The sequence below is a fragment of the Cellulomonas gelida genome (assembly GCF_006538725.1).
Lineage (GTDB): Bacteria > Actinomycetota > Actinomycetes > Actinomycetales > Cellulomonadaceae > Cellulomonas > Cellulomonas gelida.
In genome coordinates this window covers 32377-48401 of the sequence record NZ_BJLQ01000012.1, presented here as the reverse complement: position 1 = coordinate 48401, position 16025 = coordinate 32377, and the positions used below count along the sequence as shown (strand labels likewise).

At 73.6% G+C, this 16025-nt stretch carries 12 protein-coding genes and 1 tRNA gene; 11 read left to right on the top strand and 2 right to left on the bottom strand.

Annotated elements, in window-relative coordinates; genetic code table 11:
- The 8 genes from ruvX (at position 1) to CGE01nite_RS07455 (ending at position 8349) form a co-directional block, all read left to right on the top strand.
- Entirely contained in the window at positions 1-588 is a 588-nt protein-coding gene (ruvX, locus tag CGE01nite_RS07490; protein WP_141370009.1) for a Holliday junction resolvase RuvX, read from the top strand.
- Positions 585-1772: an endolytic transglycosylase MltG gene (gene mltG / locus CGE01nite_RS07485; RefSeq protein WP_141370007.1), complete on the top strand. Its 1188-nt coding sequence runs from the start codon at positions 585-587 to the stop codon at positions 1770-1772. The genes ruvX and mltG (CGE01nite_RS07485) overlap by 4 nt, the downstream gene beginning before the upstream one ends.
- 86 nt (positions 1773-1858) lie before the next feature.
- Positions 1859-3034: an endolytic transglycosylase MltG gene (mltG, locus tag CGE01nite_RS07480; RefSeq protein ID WP_141370005.1), complete on the top strand. Its 1176-nt coding sequence runs from the start codon at positions 1859-1861 to the stop codon at positions 3032-3034.
- Entirely contained in the window at positions 3031-3882 is an 852-nt protein-coding gene (locus CGE01nite_RS07475) for a shikimate dehydrogenase (protein WP_141370003.1), read from the top strand. The genes mltG (CGE01nite_RS07480) and CGE01nite_RS07475 overlap by 4 nt, the downstream gene beginning before the upstream one ends.
- Positions 3883-3940: 58 nt before the next feature.
- On the top strand, positions 3941-5611 hold the full coding sequence (locus CGE01nite_RS07470) for a cation:proton antiporter domain-containing protein (protein ID WP_048343363.1): 1671 nt from the start codon (positions 3941-3943) through the stop codon (positions 5609-5611).
- 95 nt (positions 5612-5706) lie between these two features.
- On the top strand, positions 5707-7071 hold the full coding sequence (locus CGE01nite_RS07465) for a ferredoxin reductase family protein (RefSeq protein WP_141370001.1): 1365 nt from the start codon (positions 5707-5709) through the stop codon (positions 7069-7071).
- Complete coding sequence (locus tag CGE01nite_RS07460; protein WP_141369999.1) at positions 7068-7616, top strand: FMN-binding protein; 549 nt, start codon at positions 7068-7070, stop codon at positions 7614-7616. The genes CGE01nite_RS07465 and CGE01nite_RS07460 overlap by 4 nt, the downstream gene beginning before the upstream one ends.
- 4 nt (positions 7617-7620) lie before the next feature.
- On the top strand, positions 7621-8349 hold the full coding sequence (locus tag CGE01nite_RS07455) for an FAD:protein FMN transferase (RefSeq protein WP_229747559.1): 729 nt from the start codon (positions 7621-7623) through the stop codon (positions 8347-8349).
- On the opposite strand, the gene CGE01nite_RS07450 is transcribed toward CGE01nite_RS07455, so the two are convergent.
- Positions 8335-10704, bottom strand: coding sequence for a glycosyl hydrolase family 95 catalytic domain-containing protein (locus CGE01nite_RS07450; RefSeq protein WP_141369997.1), 2370 nt, complete (start codon positions 10702-10704; stop codon positions 8335-8337). The two genes, CGE01nite_RS07455 and CGE01nite_RS07450, sit on opposite strands and share 15 nt — an antisense overlap.
- A gap of 465 nt (positions 10705-11169) precedes the next feature.
- Between CGE01nite_RS07450 and CGE01nite_RS07445 the strand changes: the two genes are divergently transcribed.
- Positions 11170-13878, top strand: a complete 2709-nt coding sequence (locus CGE01nite_RS07445; RefSeq protein WP_229747563.1) for an alpha/beta hydrolase-fold protein — start codon at positions 11170-11172, stop codon at positions 13876-13878.
- An 81-nt stretch (positions 13879-13959) separates the two neighbouring features.
- Positions 13960-15075 (top strand): hypothetical protein, encoded by a 1116-nt coding sequence (locus CGE01nite_RS07440; RefSeq protein WP_141369992.1) that lies wholly within the window; start codon positions 13960-13962, stop codon positions 15073-15075.
- Positions 15076-15169: 94 nt separating this feature from the next.
- Here the strand turns inward: CGE01nite_RS07440 and CGE01nite_RS07435 are convergent.
- A tRNA-Leu gene (locus tag CGE01nite_RS07435) sits at positions 15170-15243 on the bottom strand.
- 160 nt (positions 15244-15403) lie between these two features.
- On the opposite strand from CGE01nite_RS07435, the gene CGE01nite_RS07430 reads away from it, so the two are divergent.
- A complete protein-coding gene (locus tag CGE01nite_RS07430) occupies positions 15404-16024 on the top strand; it encodes an ANTAR domain-containing response regulator (protein ID WP_229747564.1) in 621 nt (206 codons plus the stop codon).
- The last annotated feature ends 1 nt before the right edge of the window (position 16025 follow it).

Here is a 16025-nt window from a genome sequence, read left to right as displayed (position 1 = left end):
GTGCCCGACGGCTCGTCCGGCACGCCTGCGGGGCACGGCCTGGCGCGCGGTCCGCGACTGGCGGTCGACGTCGGGACCGTGCGCGTCGGGCTCGCCGCGAGCGACCCCGACGGCCTCATCGCGACCCCTGTCGAGACGCTCGCCCGGGACACGCGCAACCGTCCGGGACGTCTGCCCAAGGACATCGCGAGGATCGTGCGGGAGGCGCGCGAGCGATGTGCGGGGTGTGTGTACATCGGGCTGCCCCGCCACCTCTCCGGGGCCGAAAGTGCCTCTTCCCACGCAGCCCGCGCGTACGCTGACACACTGGCGCAGGCCGTGTCACCCATCGAGGTGCGCATGGTCGACGAGCGGATGAGTACGGTGTCCGCTCATCAGGCGCTGCTGGCGTCCGGCCGATCCGGGCGCCGCCATCGTGAGGTGGTCGACCAGGCCGCCGCGGTGGTGATCCTGCAGTACGCGCTGGACGCCGAGCGTGCGACGGGGCGTCGTCCCGGAGAACGGGTCGACGTGGACCCGGAGCTCGGTACCACGCGTCAGGGGGCTGTGGGCGAGGCGACGGACGATGGTGGAGCGACGCGCACGTGACCAACGGCAGCCAGACGCAGTGGTGGACGGCGGACGAGGCCCCTCGGGCCGATGTCGTCGACCCCGCCGCGCCCCCGCAGGCGCCGCAGCGACGTCGGCGCGCGGCGGGTCGTGCCGCGCAGGAGCGTGAGCGGCAGGAGGCACGTCGCCGCAGGATCGTCGTGGTGCTCGTCGTCGTGGCGCTGCTCGCCGGCGCGGCGTACGTCGTCGCGTCGTTGCTGAAGGACGACGAGTCGACGTCGCAGGCGGCGGTCTCGACCGCCGTGACGGACTTCGACGGTCCGGGCCACGGGTCGGTGACGGTGACCATCCCGGCGGGCGCCGACGGCCCCGCGATCGGCAAGGCGCTCCACGCGGCCGGAGTCGTCGCCGACGCTGACGTGTTCGCGCGTGAGTTCGCCTCGAGCGGTGCGCCGAAGGTCGCCGCGGGCGCCTACGCGCTCCCGCTCGAGCTCAGTGCCGCCGACGCGGTGGCCGCGCTGCTCGACCCCGCGAGCAAGGCGTCGCTGAACCTGACGCTCGCCGAGGGGCTGACCTCGTGGCAGACGCTCGAGAAGATCAGCGAGAAGACGACGATCCCGTTGGCCGACCTCCAGGCGGCGGCCGCCGACGCGGCGGCCATCGGGCTGCCGGAGCAGGCCGGCGGCAAGGTCGAGGGGTGGCTCGCGGCCGGCGCGTACGACGTCGCGTCGGACGCCACCGCGGCGCAGGTGCTCAGTCAGCTCGTGGCGCGCACGGTCCAGGTCCTCACCGACAAGGGTGTCGCGCCGGAGTCCTGGCAGGCGGTGCTGACGAAGGCCTCGCTCGTCGAGCGGGAGATGAGCCTCGACGAGGCGCGGCCCGTGTTCGCGCGGGTGCTCGAGAACCGGCTGCGCAAGGAGCGGACGCTCGAGATCGCCGCCTCCGTCTCGTACGGGGTGGGGAGCACCGCCGAACCGACGGCTGCGATGCTCGAGGACGCGAGCAACCCCTACAACACGTACAAGAACGTCGGGCTGCCGCCGACGCCTATCGTGAGCCCCGGAGCAGCGTCGCTCGACGCGGTGCTCGCTCCCGCGGACGGCGACTGGATGTTCTGGCTCGTCGTCGACGCGGACTCGGGAGAGACGAAGTTCGCGGTGACGTTCGACGAGCAGATGGAGAACCAGGCGGCGTTCGACGCCGCACAGGCGGCCGACGGGTGAGGACGCCGAGCGAGTGAGGCACGACCGGACGACCTCGTCCGGGACCAGACGACCGTGACGGTACGGCCGACGATGTGGAGACGCACGTGAGCGACAGTCAGACCGAGTGGTGGGCCCCGGCCCGTCCGGGAGCGAGCGAGACGCCTGCTCCCGAGGCGCGCCGTTCCCGCGACCGCGGCCACGGCCGCGCCCGTGCCGAGCGCGCGCGCAAGGCGCGGCGGCGTCGTACGACCTGGGTGGTGCTCGTCGTCCTGCTGCTCGTCGGCGGCGCGGGGTACCTCGTGTGGTCGATGCTCGACGGGATGTTCGACTCCTCGGGGAACAGCGCGTCGGCGACGGACTTCCCCGGTCCCGGTCACGGCTCGGTCGACATCGTCGTCAACCCGGGCGACTCCGGGAAGGCGATCGGCCAGACGCTCAAGGACGCCGGGGTGGTCGCCTCGGTCTCGGCCTTCGTCTCCGCGTACGCCGCCAACCCGGGCGCGACCGGCATCCAGCCGGGCACGTACTCGATGCTCCTGGAGATCCCGGCGGCGGACGCCGTGACGTCGCTGCTCAACCCCGCGACGCGCGTCGAGACGAAGCTCACGGTGGTCGAGGGCAAGACAGCCGACGAGATCCTCGCGGTCGTCGCCGAGAAGCTCGACGTGCCCGTCGAGGACGTCGAGAAGGCGGTGGGCGACGGCTCGGCGATCGGCCTGCCGAAGGAGGCGAACGGCTCGCTCGAGGGTTGGCTCTTCCCGGCCACCTACGTGATCCAGCCGGACGACGACGCCGTCACGGTGCTGTCCGCGATGACCGCGAAGACCGTGCAGGTGCTCACCGACCGCGGGGTCGCCGAGAAGGACCGAGAGACGGTGCTGATCAAGGCCTCCCTCGTCGAGCGCGAGGGCAAGCTCGACGAGGACCGGCCGAAGATCGCGCGCACGATCGAGAACCGGCTCGAGCAGGACTGGCGGCTGGACATCGACGCGGCCGTCGCCTACGGCGCGGGCGTCAACGGCACGCAGCTGACGCAGGCCATGCTCGACGACACCACGAACCCGTACAACCTGCGCCGGCTCAAGGGCCTGCCTCCGACGCCGATCGCGTCGCCCGGGACGGCGTCGATCGACGCCGTGCTGAACCCGGCGGACGGTGACTGGATGTACTGGTGCACGCCGAACCTCGACACGGGCGTCACGGTGTTCAGCGAGACCGACGCCGAGCACGCCCAGTGCGTCGCCGACCTGAACGCGTGGCTCGAAGAGAACCCTCAGTGAGCGCAGGAGTCGCGCGACGGGCGGCCGTTCTCGGCCACCCCGTCGCGCACTCCCTGTCGCCCACGCTGCACCGAGCGGCCTACGCGGCGCTCGGGCTCGACGCGTGGTCGTACGGGGCCGAGGACGTGACGGAGGACCAGCTCGCGGGGTTCGTCGCGGGGCTGTCGGACGAGTGGGCCGGGCTGAGCCTGACCATGCCGCTCAAGCAGACGGTCATCCCGCTGCTGGACCACGTCGAGCCGCTCGCGCAGGTGGTCGGCGCCGTCAACACGGTCCTGCTCCAGGGCACGGGCGCGGCGCGCACCCTCGTCGGGGCGAACACCGACGTGCACGGGCTCGTCGCGGCGCTGCGTGAGGGCCTGGGGCCCGACCGCGGCGTCGAGCGTGCGGTGGTGCTCGGCGCGGGCGCGACCGCGTCATCGACGCTCGCGGCTCTCGCCGAGCTCGGGTGCACGAGCCCTCTCGTCCTCGTGCGCTCGGTCGCGCGCGCGGGCGGGCTGCTGCGAGCGGCGCACCGCATGGGGGTGAACCCCGTGCTGCGCCCTCTCGACGACGCACCGCGCGCGATGGCCGACGCGGACGTCGTCGTCTCGACGCTGCCCCCGCACGCGGCCGACCCGCTCGCGGCCTCCGTCGACGGGCGTGTGACCGGCGTGCTCCTCGACGTGGCGTACGACCCGCGCCCCACCGCGCTGCACGCGCGCTGGGTCGAGCTCGGCGGCACGGCTGTCGGGGGAGAGCGAATGCTGCTGCACCAGGCAGCCGAGCAGGTCCGCCTCATGACGGGCCACCCCGCGCCGATCGGAGCGATGGACGCTGCGTTGGGGCGGGCGTTGGCCGTGTCCTGACGTCCGCTGGACCGGGCAGGATGGAGCCACCCGTTCGTGCCCGGTCGAGAGGAACCTGATGGCCGCCGCCGCGCTGTACCTCGGCGCCGCGGTCGTCGGCGGGCTCCTCGCGGTGCTCCTGCGGCTGCCCCCGCTGGTCGGCTTCCTGGCTGCGGGCTTCGCGCTCGGTGCCGGGGGAGCGCCCGAGCTCCCGTACCTCGAGGCGATCGCCGACTTCGGCGTGGTGCTGCTGCTGTTCGCGATCGGCCTCAAGCTCGACGTGCGCACCCTCCTGCGGCGCGAGATCTGGCTGACGAGCGTCGTGCACATGGTCCTGAGCGTCGCGATGGCGCTGGGATTCCTCGGTCTGCTGACGGTCGTCGGCTTCGGGCTCGTCGCGGACGAGTCGTTCGGGGCGCTCGCGCTCGTCGGCTTCGCGTTGTCGTTCTCGTCGACGGTCTTCGTCGTCAAGGTGCTCGACGACCGTTCCGACACGACCTCGCTCTACGGCCGCATCGCGATCGGCGTGCTCGTGATGCAGGACGTGGCGGCGGTGGTCTTCCTGTCGATGTCCAGCGGCGAGGCGCCGAGCCCGTGGGCGCTCCTGCTGTTCCTGCTGATCCCCGGGTCCTGGATGCTGCACCGGATCTGGAACCGAGTCGGCCACGGTGAGCTCCAGGCGCTCTTCGGGGTGTTCGTCGCCGTCGTGCTGGGCTACGGGCTCTTCGAGCTCGTCGGCATCGACGGCGACGTCGGTGCGCTCGTCGTGGGCGTGCTCCTGGCGTCGCACCCGCAGGCGGGCGAGCTGTCGCGTTCGCTCATGACGTTCAAGGACCTCATGCTGGTCGCGTTCTTCGTGCAGATCGGCCTGCACGGCACGCCCCACCTGCTCGAGGTCTCCCTCGCACTGCTGCTCCTGCTGCTCCTGCCGTTCCAGGTCGCGGCCTACGCCGTGGTGCTGTGGTTCATGCGGCTGCGGCGCCGTACGTCGTTCCTGGGCGGGCTCGTCCTGTCGAACTACTCCGAGTTCGGCATCATCGTCGTGGCCGTGGGGGCGAGCTCCGGGCTGCTCGAGGAGCAGTGGGTGGTGGTCGTCTCGCTCGCCGTGGCCTTCAGCTTCGGGCTCTCGGCGATCGTCAACCGTCGGGGCGTCGAGCTCGCGACCCGGCTCTCGCGGCTCCTGCCCGTGCGCGACAGCGACCGGCTGCACCCCGAGGACCGGCTGGTCGACATCGGCGACGCCGACGCGCTCGTCCTGGGCCTCGGCCGCGTGGGCGCCTCGACGTACTCGCGGCTGCGGGACGAGTACGGGCTGTCGGTCGTGGGCGTCGAGCACGACCGGACGCGAGTCGTCGCGCTCGAGGACGAGGGTTACGAGGTGGTGCGCGCGGACGCGACCGACCTCGAGTTCTGGACGCGCGTGCAGCGCGCCGGCCGCGTCAAGGTCGCGGTCCTGGCGATGCCGTTCCACAACGCGAACCTCATCGCGTTGACCCGTCTGCAGGCGGCGGGCTTCACGGGCAGGGTCGCGGCGGTCGCGCGGTACGACGACGACGTCGCGGAGCTCGAGCGGCACGGCGCCGACGCGGTGTTCCACCTCTACGGCTCGGCGGGCTTCGCGCTCGCCGACCACGCCGCCGAGGTGCTGCTCCCGGGTCGCAGCGGCCCGCCCCCGGCGCACCCGCCCGCGAGCCCGGGCGACGAGCTGGACGTGCTCGACCCGCTCAAGCCGCGCGACCTGCCCGGCTGACGCCCCGGTCGCCCTTCCCGGGCGCGCCCGGACGTCCGGCGAACTCCCAGGTTCCTCGAAGAGTCCTCCGAGTTCGCCCCGCCACACTCGGCGTCATGGCGACGACCACCACCTGGGCCCCGGAGCTCACCCGCGCGGCAGCGTCGCGTCGCCCGCGCTGGCGTCCCGGCGCGCTGCCGGCGCTCGGGCTGGTCGTCGCCGGTGTCGTGGCGCTGTGGTGGACGGGGACGCCGCCCGCCGCGGGCGCGACGCCCGGCGGCATGCTCGCCTCGTTCGGCGAGCTCGCCGGGCTGCTGGCCTCCGCCCTCGTCTGCGCGCAGCTGCTGCTCGTGGGCCGCGTGCCGTGGTTCGAGCGGGCGGTCGGGTTCGACCGTCTGGTCGCGTGGCACCGCTCGCTCGGGACGTCGGTGGTGCTCCTGGTGCTCACCCACGTGGCGCTCATGATCGTCGGCGGGTCGCTGCTGGACGGCCTGACGCTGTGGTCGGAGGTGCCCGACGTGCTCGCGCGGCAGCCCTACCTGTGGCCCGCGCTCGTCGGGACCGTGCTGTTCGTCGGCGTCGGCCTGTCGAGCGCGCGGCTCGCCCGCGAGCGGCTCTCGTACGAGGCGTGGTTCGCGGTGCACCTGACGGTGTACGCCGGGGTGTACCTCGCATTCGCGCACCAGCTGGCGGGCGGGAGCCACTTCGTCGACTCGCCGGTGGCCCGGGTGCTGTGGATCCTGCTCTACGCCGGTACGGCGGCCGCGCTGCTCACCTGGCGGGTGGTCCTGCCGCTGCTCGAGCACCGGCGACTGGCGCTGCGCGTCTCGGCCGTGGTGCCGGAGGCGCACGGGCTCACGAGCGTGTGGGTCGAGGGCCGCGGGGTGGCCACGCTCGGCGCACGGGGCGGGCAGTTCTTCCTCGTGCGGTTCCTCGCCCGCGGTCATCGCGCGACCGCCCACCCGTACTCGCTGTCGGTGGTGCCGAGGGGAGATCGGCTGCGCTTCACGGTCGGCGCGCTCGGGGACCACTCGTCCGCGGTCACGCACCTGCGGCCCGGGACTCGCGTACAGGTCGAGGGGCCGTTCGGGCGGTTCACGGCGGACCGCGCCACCAACCCCGCGGTCCTGCTCGTCGCGGGCGGCGCCGGCGTCGGGCCCGTGCGGGCCCTGGCCGAGGACCTGCTGGCGCGCGGTCACGAGCTGGTGGTCGTCCACCGCGCGCACGACGAGAGCGGCCTGGCGCTGCGCGACGAGTTCACGCCGTCGCCCCGCCTGCGCTACGTCCCGGTGCCCGGCCGGCGTGCGCAGCTCGGCTACGACCCGTTGGATCCCGCGCACCTGCGGGCGCTGGTCCCGGACATCGCGTCGCGCGACGTCTTCACCTGCGGGCCGCCCGCGATGACGCAGGCCGTCGTCCGGTCCGCCCGTGCGCTGGGCGTGCCCCGCGCGGCCATCCACCACGAGGAGATCGAGTCATGACCAAGCGCTGGCGTGGGACCTTGCTGTTCACCGGGACGGTGGCGGCCATGGGTGCCGCGGGGTTCGCGAAGTTCGGGGCGCTCGCCGCGCCGGAGCCGGCGGTGTCCGCGGCGTCCGTGAGCGAGTCGGCCCCGTCGGGGAGCGGTTCATCGGGGGCCTCGTCGTCGAGCGGCGCGTCCGCGGAGGCTCCCGCATCGTCGGGCTCGTCGGGCTCGTCGGGCTCGTCGAGCGATGCGGCGTCGACCCCCGACGCCTCCCCGACGACTGACGGGACCGCGACCGTCGTCGGGGACGCGGTCGACACCCGGTACGGGCCGGTCCAGGTCGCGGTGACCTTCGCGGGCGGCCAGATCGCGAGCGTCCAGACGCTGCAGTCTCCTGACGGGCACGGCGAGAGCGTGCAGATCAACCGCTGGGCCACGCCGATCCTCGCGCAGGAGGTCGTCGCCGCGCAGTCCGCGCAGATCGACACCGTCTCCGGGGCCACGTACACGTCGCAGGCCTACGCCACGTCCGTGCAGTCCGCGATCGACCAGCGAGGCTGAGCCGGTGCGGCACGTCGACCTGGTGATGGGCATCCCGATGTCCGTGGACATCCGGCACGACGACGAGGGTCGCGCGCGACGTGCGGCCCGCGCGGCGTTCGACGGGATGCACGACGCCGACCGTCGGTTCAGCCGGTTCCGCCCCGACAGCGAGGTCAGCCGCTACGGTCGCGGCGAGTGCGAGCAGCCGAGCGCCGACCTGCGCGAGGTCCTGGCCGTCGCGGCCCGGTTCGAGGCGGCGTCGGGCGGGGCGTTCCGCATCTGGCGGCCAGACGGCACGATCGACACCGACGGCGTCGTCAAGGGATGGGCCGCGCAGCGTGCGGCCGACTCGCTGGTCGCTGCCGGGATGACGACGTTCTGCCTCAACGCGGGGGGCGACGTGGTCGTGCGCGGCGAGCCCGATCCCGGGCGCGGCTGGTCCGTGGGCGTGCGCGAGCCCGCGGACCCGACGGCGTTCCTCACGGTGCTCGCGGTGCGCGACGGTGCGGTCGCGACATCCGGCACCTACGAGCGCGGGGAGCACGTCTGGGACGGGCGTACGGGCGCACCGGCGACCGGTCTTCTGTCCGCGACGGTCGTGGCGGCGGACCTCACGACCGCCGACGTGCTCGCCACGTGCGTCCTGGCGCTCGGCCCCGACGGCGTGCCGTGGGCCGCGCAGCACGGTGCCGCCGCCGTGGTGGCCGTCCGCGCCGACGGTCAGGTGCTCACGGGGTCACGAGAGGCCTGAGCCCTCGTCCGGGTCGGCCCACTGCAGCCGGATGGTGGTGGCGTCCACCCCCACGCGCACGCGCCCGGCAGGCAGCACCGTCCCCGGCGTGGTGAACGGGCGTCCCGCCTGCAGCAGCACGCCGGGCTCGGGAGCCAACCAGGCGGCCTCGCGCAGCCGGCGCAGCGTCACCGTGCAGCCGTCCGGGTCCCACGCGAGACGGTCGACGACGATGCCGCCACGTGCGCGCAGGCCCGTGACCGTGCCGGACGGCCACGCCCTCGGCAGCGCCGGCAGCACGGTCAGGGTGCCGGCCGTCGAGGCGAGCAGCATCGCCGCCACGAGCGCGGGCAGGCCTCCGCTCGCGTCGAGGTTGAAGATCGACCCTGCGTCGTGGGTGGTCGTCAGCGCCGGCCGCCAGTGGTCGACGGCGAGCCACTCGACGCACTGCAGCGCCGCCTCGGCGTCCCCGAGGGCTGCGGCTGCCAGCCCGACCTGGACCAGGCCGAACGCCATCTCCATCCGGCCGGGCGGTGGCGTCGGGTCCGCGGCGCGCCAGGCCAGCTTGGCGTGGACGGTCGCGAGCGCGGCCGCCCGCAGCGTCACTCCGGCGGCTCCGACGAACGCGGTGTCCGGCTCGTACCAGAGGGGGTAGAGCTGGGAGGCGTGGCGGTGCGCGGGTTCCTCGTGCCACTGCTCGTCGATCCACTCCGCGAGCGTCCCGTCGGCCGCGACGCGGAAGGAGGGGAGCGACGCAGCGAGCGCCGACCAACGGGCGTCGAGGCTGTGGTCGCCCCGCGCCGAGGCGAGCACCGCGCTCGCCCGCGCGGCGTCCCGCAGGATCGCCACGTCCATCGTGGTGCCGGAGGTGATCGGCCCGCCCGCGCCGGAGGGCGTGTTCTCGGGCGAGTACGCGGGCACGACGTGACGCCGTCCGTCGACGAGCACCGTCGCGGTCTCCGCGAACCGCAGGACGCCTTCGACGAGCGACCACAGCCGGTCGTCCACGAGCGTCCGGTCACCGGTCGTCGAGACGAGGTCCGCCGCGAGCCGCAGCACCCAGCCTCCGCACCCCGTCCAGAACACGTGGGGGTAGGCGGCGTGCACGTGGTTGGCGCGGCCGTGCGTCGACATCCGCGACGGCAGCAGCATCCCGTCGGCGCCGAACACCCTCCGGGCGTTCTCGCGGTAGTCGTCGAGGTGCGCGAGCACGAGGGTCAGCAGCGACCGCGCGAGCTCGGGCGTCCCGGTCGGGACGAGCCCGGCCATCCCGCCGTTCTGGAGGTTGCCGTTGAGGGTGTAGTCGGCGGACCACGCCGGTCGCCACGTGCCTTGCCACACGCCCTGCAGCGTCGGCGGGAGGTCACCCGTGGCGGCGATCGCGTGCGCGCGGCCGGACAGGTACGCGATCTCCACGACGCGCAGCCGAGCGCCCGCGTCGCCGGCGCGCGCCGCCGCCCACACCTCCTCGGTCGTCGGGTCGTGCGACGTCGAGCGCCCCCTCGGGGCCCGCAGGTCGAGCGTCGAGGCCGCGACCAGCCGTCCGTGCGTCGCGGCCTGCCCGCGGCGCAGCTGCGTCCAGTCGACGTCGGTGGGTCCGGTCGGTGACGGGGGAGTGCCGCCCGACGTCCGGACGGCGACCTCCAGGCGCACGGTACGGCGACCGCCCGCGGGCACCACCAGCCGGGACGTCAGCGACTGCGCACCGTGCTCCCAGGGGCCTGCGCCGCGCGCCGTGACCGTCGCGATCGCCTCGGAGGTCACCGCCTCGACCCGGCCGTCGCGTCCGCCGACGAGCGTCACGGCGACGGCCGCGGAGCTGTCGGCCCCACCGGTGTCGAGGGCGGTGTCGAGCGCGCCGCCGAGGCTGAGCGCCAGGTCGACGACGACCTCGTGGTCCGACTCGATCGCCACCCACGCCGTCTCGTCGTCCCGCGGCGTGATCACGCGCACGGCGCACCGGCCGTCGCGCCCGTCCCGCAGGTCGACGGCGACCTCGCCCAGCGACAGGTCGGTGGAGCGCGAGAGCTCCTGGGTCACACCCGCGACCGCGAGGGTCAGGGTCGCGCAGATGCCGAGGGGGTCGGTCCAGATGAGTCCGTCGGGGTACCCGTCGGCTGCGAGACCCTCGGTGAGGAGGTCGCCGGCGTGGTCTGCGTCGCCCGTCAGGACGGCCCGGCGCAGGTCGTCGAGCACCGGGCGTAGGTCCGGCGCCCGCGGACGCGGGTTGACCGGGACGAAGAAGCGCTCGTGGCTGAGCGTGATCACCTGGCGCTGCGCGGGACCGTGCAGCACCGCCCCGAGGCGCCCGCTCCCGGCGAGGAGACCGTGCTCCCACGTCGGAGCCGGGGTGCGGGTGCGGAACACGCGTGTCATGCGTCGGAGGCGGGTGTCGTCGACTGACGGACGACGATGGAGGTGGCGCGCAGGACGTCGCGCGACGCGGACTCGGTGCCGGCGGCCATGGCGAGCAGCGTATCCGCGGCCACGCAGCCCACGCTGGTGCGACCGCGACGAGCGGATCGGGCGGTGCGAGGGTCGCGCGGTCGCTACCGCTTGACGCGAATCGGTGCGTACCGCGACGATGCGGACATCCCACTTCGAGATCGCAGCGAAGCGGCCGGGCGGTGCTCCTACATCGGTGTAGAAGTCCCGTCGCCGCTCGCGAGGGTCGGATCGGGTGTCGGTTCTACATCGGTGTAGGCCCGACGAGGGTGGCACGTCGTGGACGCCGCCGGCGCCCACGTTCCTTCCGGGGGGGAAGGCAGCGCGGCTCCGGCCACGTGCCGGGACGGGCCCGCCTGCGCGTTCCCGCCGGTCGACGACCGAGGAGAGCACGTGATGCGGATGACTCGCAGGGGGCCGCGCAACCCGCGCGCCAAGCAGCAACGTACGGCGGCGATCATGACCGGGGCCGCGCTCGTCGTGGGGGCGACGGTCCTGCCGTCCGCCGGGTCCGCGGCGGACGGTCCGGCAGCGGACCCGTGGGTGTCCACGATCCCCGAGGGCTACCACCGGTTCACCGCCCCGCAGGCTGCTGTCGAGGAGATCGTCGGCACCCGGCCAGCCGTGCTCGAGCTGCAGGGGAACATCGGGCCGAGCGGTACGTGGTCCGACCTCGCGATGGACCCGAGCGGTGCCAACTACCAGACGACGGTGGGGCCCCTTGCGCCGGGCCTGTACTACTACCAGTACACGGCGACCGAGTCGGACCGGACCAAGCACTCCTTCCGCGCGCCGGGCACCCCCGTCGCGGTCACCTCGCACCCGGCGTGGAGCACGTTGTTCGTCCCGGGGCCGTCGGTGCAGTGGATGGCGGACCTGCGATCGGGCGGGACGGTCGAGGAGCTCACGTACGAGAGCCCCGTGACCGACGACGAGGCGACGACGCTCGTCTGGACGCCGCCGGGGTACGACGCGGACCGCGTCGATCCGTACCCGGTGCTCTACCTGCTTGCCGACCGGAACCAGTCGTACCGGGAGTGGGCCGAGCTCGGCCGCGTCCCGCAGGTGCTGGACAACCTCGCGGCCGAGGGTCGCCTCGAGCCGATGGTCGTCGTCATGGCGCAGGTGGGCGGCTCCGACCCACGCACCGAGCTGCTCGACGGCGTCGTGGACGCGACGCGCGACGCCTACCACGTGGCGGCCGACGGGCACGGCCAGGCCGTCGCCGGCATCCGCGACGGCGGCCAGCAGGCGCTCACGGTGCTGCGCAGCGACCCCGGGACGTTCGGTGCGGTCGGGTCGTTCTCCGGCCGGCTCGGAGGCTCGATCAGTGCGTCCACCGCGCGCGAGATCAACGAGGGCACGGACCTGCTGCGGATCTACGTCGGCAACGTCCTCGACCCGTCGTACAACCTGAACGACGCGCTGCTGAAGACGCTCACGAGCGCCGGCGTCGAGCACGACTTCGACGGTGTCGACCCCGCACACGGCGGCACGTGGGACGCGTGGCGCTCCGGCCTGCGCGACTTCGTCTCCCGCGTGTTCCAGGACGACCCCGGGCACGAGCCGCGGGACGGCCACCTGCCGCTCGACGGTCCGTACACCGCGCCCGCGCCGGGGTCGATCACGCTCCCGCACGTCGGGGAGAACGGCATCGTCACGTTCGAGACGGGCACGCAGTGGGCCGACGCGAAGGACGTCACGGTGTGGGCCAACTGGGCGCCCAACGGCGCGTGGTTCCGGGTGCCGATGACGAAGGTCGGCGACCGCTGGCGGGTCTCGATGGGCCCGCTCGACGGCTTCTACTACTACCGGTACGTGGTCGACGGCGTCGACAAGAAGGACCCGGAGGACACGGTCAACACCCTCACCGGGGTGAGCCCCCTGTTCGTGCCCGGCAAGACCGACCGGATGCTCAGCGACGTGCCCGCAGGCACGGGCGGTGAGCTGTCGGTGCTCACCTACGACAGCGCGGTGGCCGACGAGGAGCGGTCCGCCTACGTCTGGACCCCGCCCGGCTACGACGCGGACCGCGCCGAGCCGTACCCCGTGCTCTACCTCAACCACGGCGGCGGGCAGAGCTGGGGCGACTGGGTCGAGGTCGGCCGGGCCGTGCAGATCATGGACCACCACTCGCTCGACGGCGCGATCGTCCCGATGGTCGTCGTCATGGGCAACGGCAACGTTCCCGACTTCCCCGCCGAGCTGCTCGAGAACCTGGCGCCTGCGGCACGCGCGAAGTACAACATCGCGTCCGACCCGGACCACCAGGCGCTCGCGGGCCTGTCCCTGGGCGCGCTGCGCACGCTGGACACGTGGCTGACCCGGCCGGGCGAGTTCGGGTGGATCGGCGCATTCTCCGGCGGGCTGTTCTTCGGCGCGCCGCAGTTCGACGCGGACGCGGTCAACGAGCACACGCGCCTGGCTCGGATCTACACCGGGGACGTGTCCGACTTCGCCTACCAGTCGGTGATCAACACCATGGACCTCCTGTCCGAGTCCGGCGTGACGTACGAGTTCGCCGGCGTGACGGCGGGTCCGCACGGGTTCGACACGTGGCAGACGAACCTCATCGACTTCGTGCCCCGCCTGTTCCGCGAGGAGCCGGCGGAGGGGATCGAGCTGCGCGCGGTCGTGCCGGAGCAGGCCGACGGCGTGCTCGCGCTGTCCGTGGCGGACCACGACGAGGGCGTGACGCTCACCCCCGCGACGAACGCCGGCGACCGGCTGCGGTTCCGGGGTGCGCTGCCGGCCGTGACGGTCACGGACTCGCGGTCCGTCTCCCAGGCGGGTGCGAGCGGCTGGGCGGTCGCCGGCCAGGCGTACACGTTCACGTCCGCGACACGGGCATTCGGTGCCGAGTACCTCGGGTGGAGCCCGCGCGTGGAGACCCCACGGCCCGGCCTGACCGCGGGCGCCGCACGCACGACCGCGTTGAGCGGTGGTCACGGTCTCGTGGTGCCCGGGCGCCTCGCGTACGCGACACCCGTGGGCCGGTTCGGCTCGGCGACCCTGGGTGCGGATCTCTCGCTCGAGGTGCCCGTCGACACGGCGCCTGGCAGCTACGCGGGGACGTTGACCCTGACGCTCTTCCCCGTCGACTGACCGGTCCGGAACCACCAGCACCGACCGCCGCGCGGTGGGCACCTACGCGTGTCCCACCGCGCGGCGGCCCTGGGAGACACCATGCGCACCGCCACTCACCGCGCCGCCGTCCCGCTCCGGCGCGTCCTTCTCCTCGTCGTTCTCGCCGCGTCCGCGTCGCTGATCGGTCCGGCCCTCCCCGTCGTGGCCGCACCCGAGCTGCGTGACACGGCGACGCCCCCACCGAGCGGCACCGTCACCTGGACCGTGCAGCCGGCCTCGGCCGACGGACCGGACGGCCGGATCTCGCTCAGGCACACCCTCGACCCCGGTGAGACCGTCGAGGAGCACGTCGCGCTGACCAACTTCAGCGACCGCGAGGCCACGTTCGTCGTGTACGCGGGCGACGGGGTGGTGGGCGACTCCGGCGACTTCGACGTACCGCCCGGCGACGGCAGCCGTCAGGACGCGGGCGCGTGGGTCGACCTGGGTCAGCCCGAGGGGGCCGAGCGGCTCGACGACGGCCGCCTGCAGCTGACCCTCGGTCCGTCCTCGACCGTGACGATCCCCGTGACGGTGAGCGTGCCCGCCGACGCGACGCCGGGCGACCACCCCGCGGGCGTGGTCGCCGAGCTCGTCGGCGGCGGCTCCGAGGTCCGGCTCGCTGCCCGGGTCGGCACGCGGCTGCACCTGCGCGTCACCGGGCAGATCGACGCTGCGGTGGTCGCCGACGACGTCGACGCGCGTTGGGAACCCTCCTGGAACCCGTTCGCACCAGGGACCGTGCGGGTCCGGTACGTCGTGCGCAACGCAGGCGACGTACGGCTCGGCGCCCGGTCCACCGTGCACCTCGCCGGACCAGGTGGCGTCGGCAGCGCCGAGGCCGTGACCGAGATCCGTGAGGTGCTGCCCGACCGCTCGGCCGTCGTGGAGACGACCCTGCCGGCGTGGCCGCTGGTCCGGGCGGACGGCGGCATCGACGTCACGCCGCTCGTCGTGGGGGAGGACGTCGTCGACGTGGCGCTCGAACGGACCTCGTCCGCGATCACGGTGTGGACGCCGCCGTGGACGCAGCTGGGGCTGGTGCTCGTCGTCCTCTCGGTCGTCGTCCTGGTTCGCTGGCTGCGCAGGCGTTCCGCGCGGCACGTCCAGGCACAGGTCGACGCAGCCCTCGCGGCCGCGGGTGTGCCGCGCGAGCCGTCGGACGTCGTTCCGTGATGATCGAGCGTGCATCACCTGGACCGGGACGCCGCGTCCTGGCCCGAAGGGTGCTCCCACGCGCGTCCTTGCAGGTCAGCACAACTTCCCACGGTGCCCCGAGTGGGATTCGAACCCACACTGGATCGGGTTTGAGCCGAACGCCTCTGCCGGTTGGGCTATCGGGGCCGCGGAACAGCATATCGACGCACCCGCGCGTGCCGAGCGCTCGTCGGGGCGTGAACGGGCTCACACGGCGCGCAGGCCGTGCGACGAGGCAGCGGGCCACTACGCTGTGTCCGTGACCAAGGACGCCACCCCCGATCCTGTCCAGGCAACTCCCGAAGACCTGGACCTGCCCGCAACGGCCTCCAGCGCGCCGTCGAGCGGGCGCAAGGCTCGGCGTGCCGTCGTCGCCGAGGACGAGGCCCTGATCCGTATGGACGTCGTCGAGACGCTCCGCGACGCGGGCTTCGACGTGGTCGGTGAAGCGGGAGACGGCGAGCAGGCGGTCGCCCTGGCCGTCGAGCTCAAGCCCGACGTCGTCGTCATGGACGTCAAGATGCCGGTGCTCGACGGGATCTCCGCGGCCGAGCGCATCGCGAAGGAGCACGTCGCCCCGGTCGTCCTGCTGACGGCGTTCTCGCAGACCGAGCTGGTCGAGCGTGCGCGGGACGCCGGCGCGATGGCGTACGTCGTCAAGCCGTTCTCCCCGGCGGACCTGCTGCCGGCCGTCGAGATCGCGATCTCGCGGTACGCGCAGATCAGCGCGCTCGAGTCGGAGGTCGCCGACCTCTCCGAGCGGTTCGAGACCCGCAAGCGCGTCGACCGCGCGAAGGGTCTGCTGATGACCAAGGGCATGACCGAGCCCGAGTCGTTCCGGTGGATCCAGAAGACGTCGATGGATCGTCGCCTGACGATGCGCGAGGTCGCCGACGCCGTGATCGAGCAGATCGGTGGCGGTTCCTGAG

Bases quoted from the DNA above. Each gene is read 5' to 3' on its own strand.
- CGE01nite_RS07450 (WP_141369997.1), bottom strand. From the start codon at position 10,704: ATGACACGCGTGTTCCGCACCCGCACCCCGGCTCCGACGTGGGAGCAC.
- CGE01nite_RS07445 (WP_229747563.1), top strand. From the start codon at position 11,170: ATGCGGATGACTCGCAGGGGGCCGCGCAACCCGCGCGCCAAGCAGCAA.
- CGE01nite_RS07465 (WP_141370001.1), top strand. From the start codon at position 5,707: ATGGCGACGACCACCACCTGGGCCCCGGAGCTCACCCGCGCGGCAGCG.
- CGE01nite_RS07440 (WP_141369992.1), top strand. From the start codon at position 13,960: ATGCGCACCGCCACTCACCGCGCCGCCGTCCCGCTCCGGCGCGTCCTT.
- CGE01nite_RS07470 (WP_048343363.1), top strand. From the start codon at position 3,941: ATGGCCGCCGCCGCGCTGTACCTCGGCGCCGCGGTCGTCGGCGGGCTC.
- CGE01nite_RS07460 (WP_141369999.1), top strand. From the start codon at position 7,068: ATGACCAAGCGCTGGCGTGGGACCTTGCTGTTCACCGGGACGGTGGCG.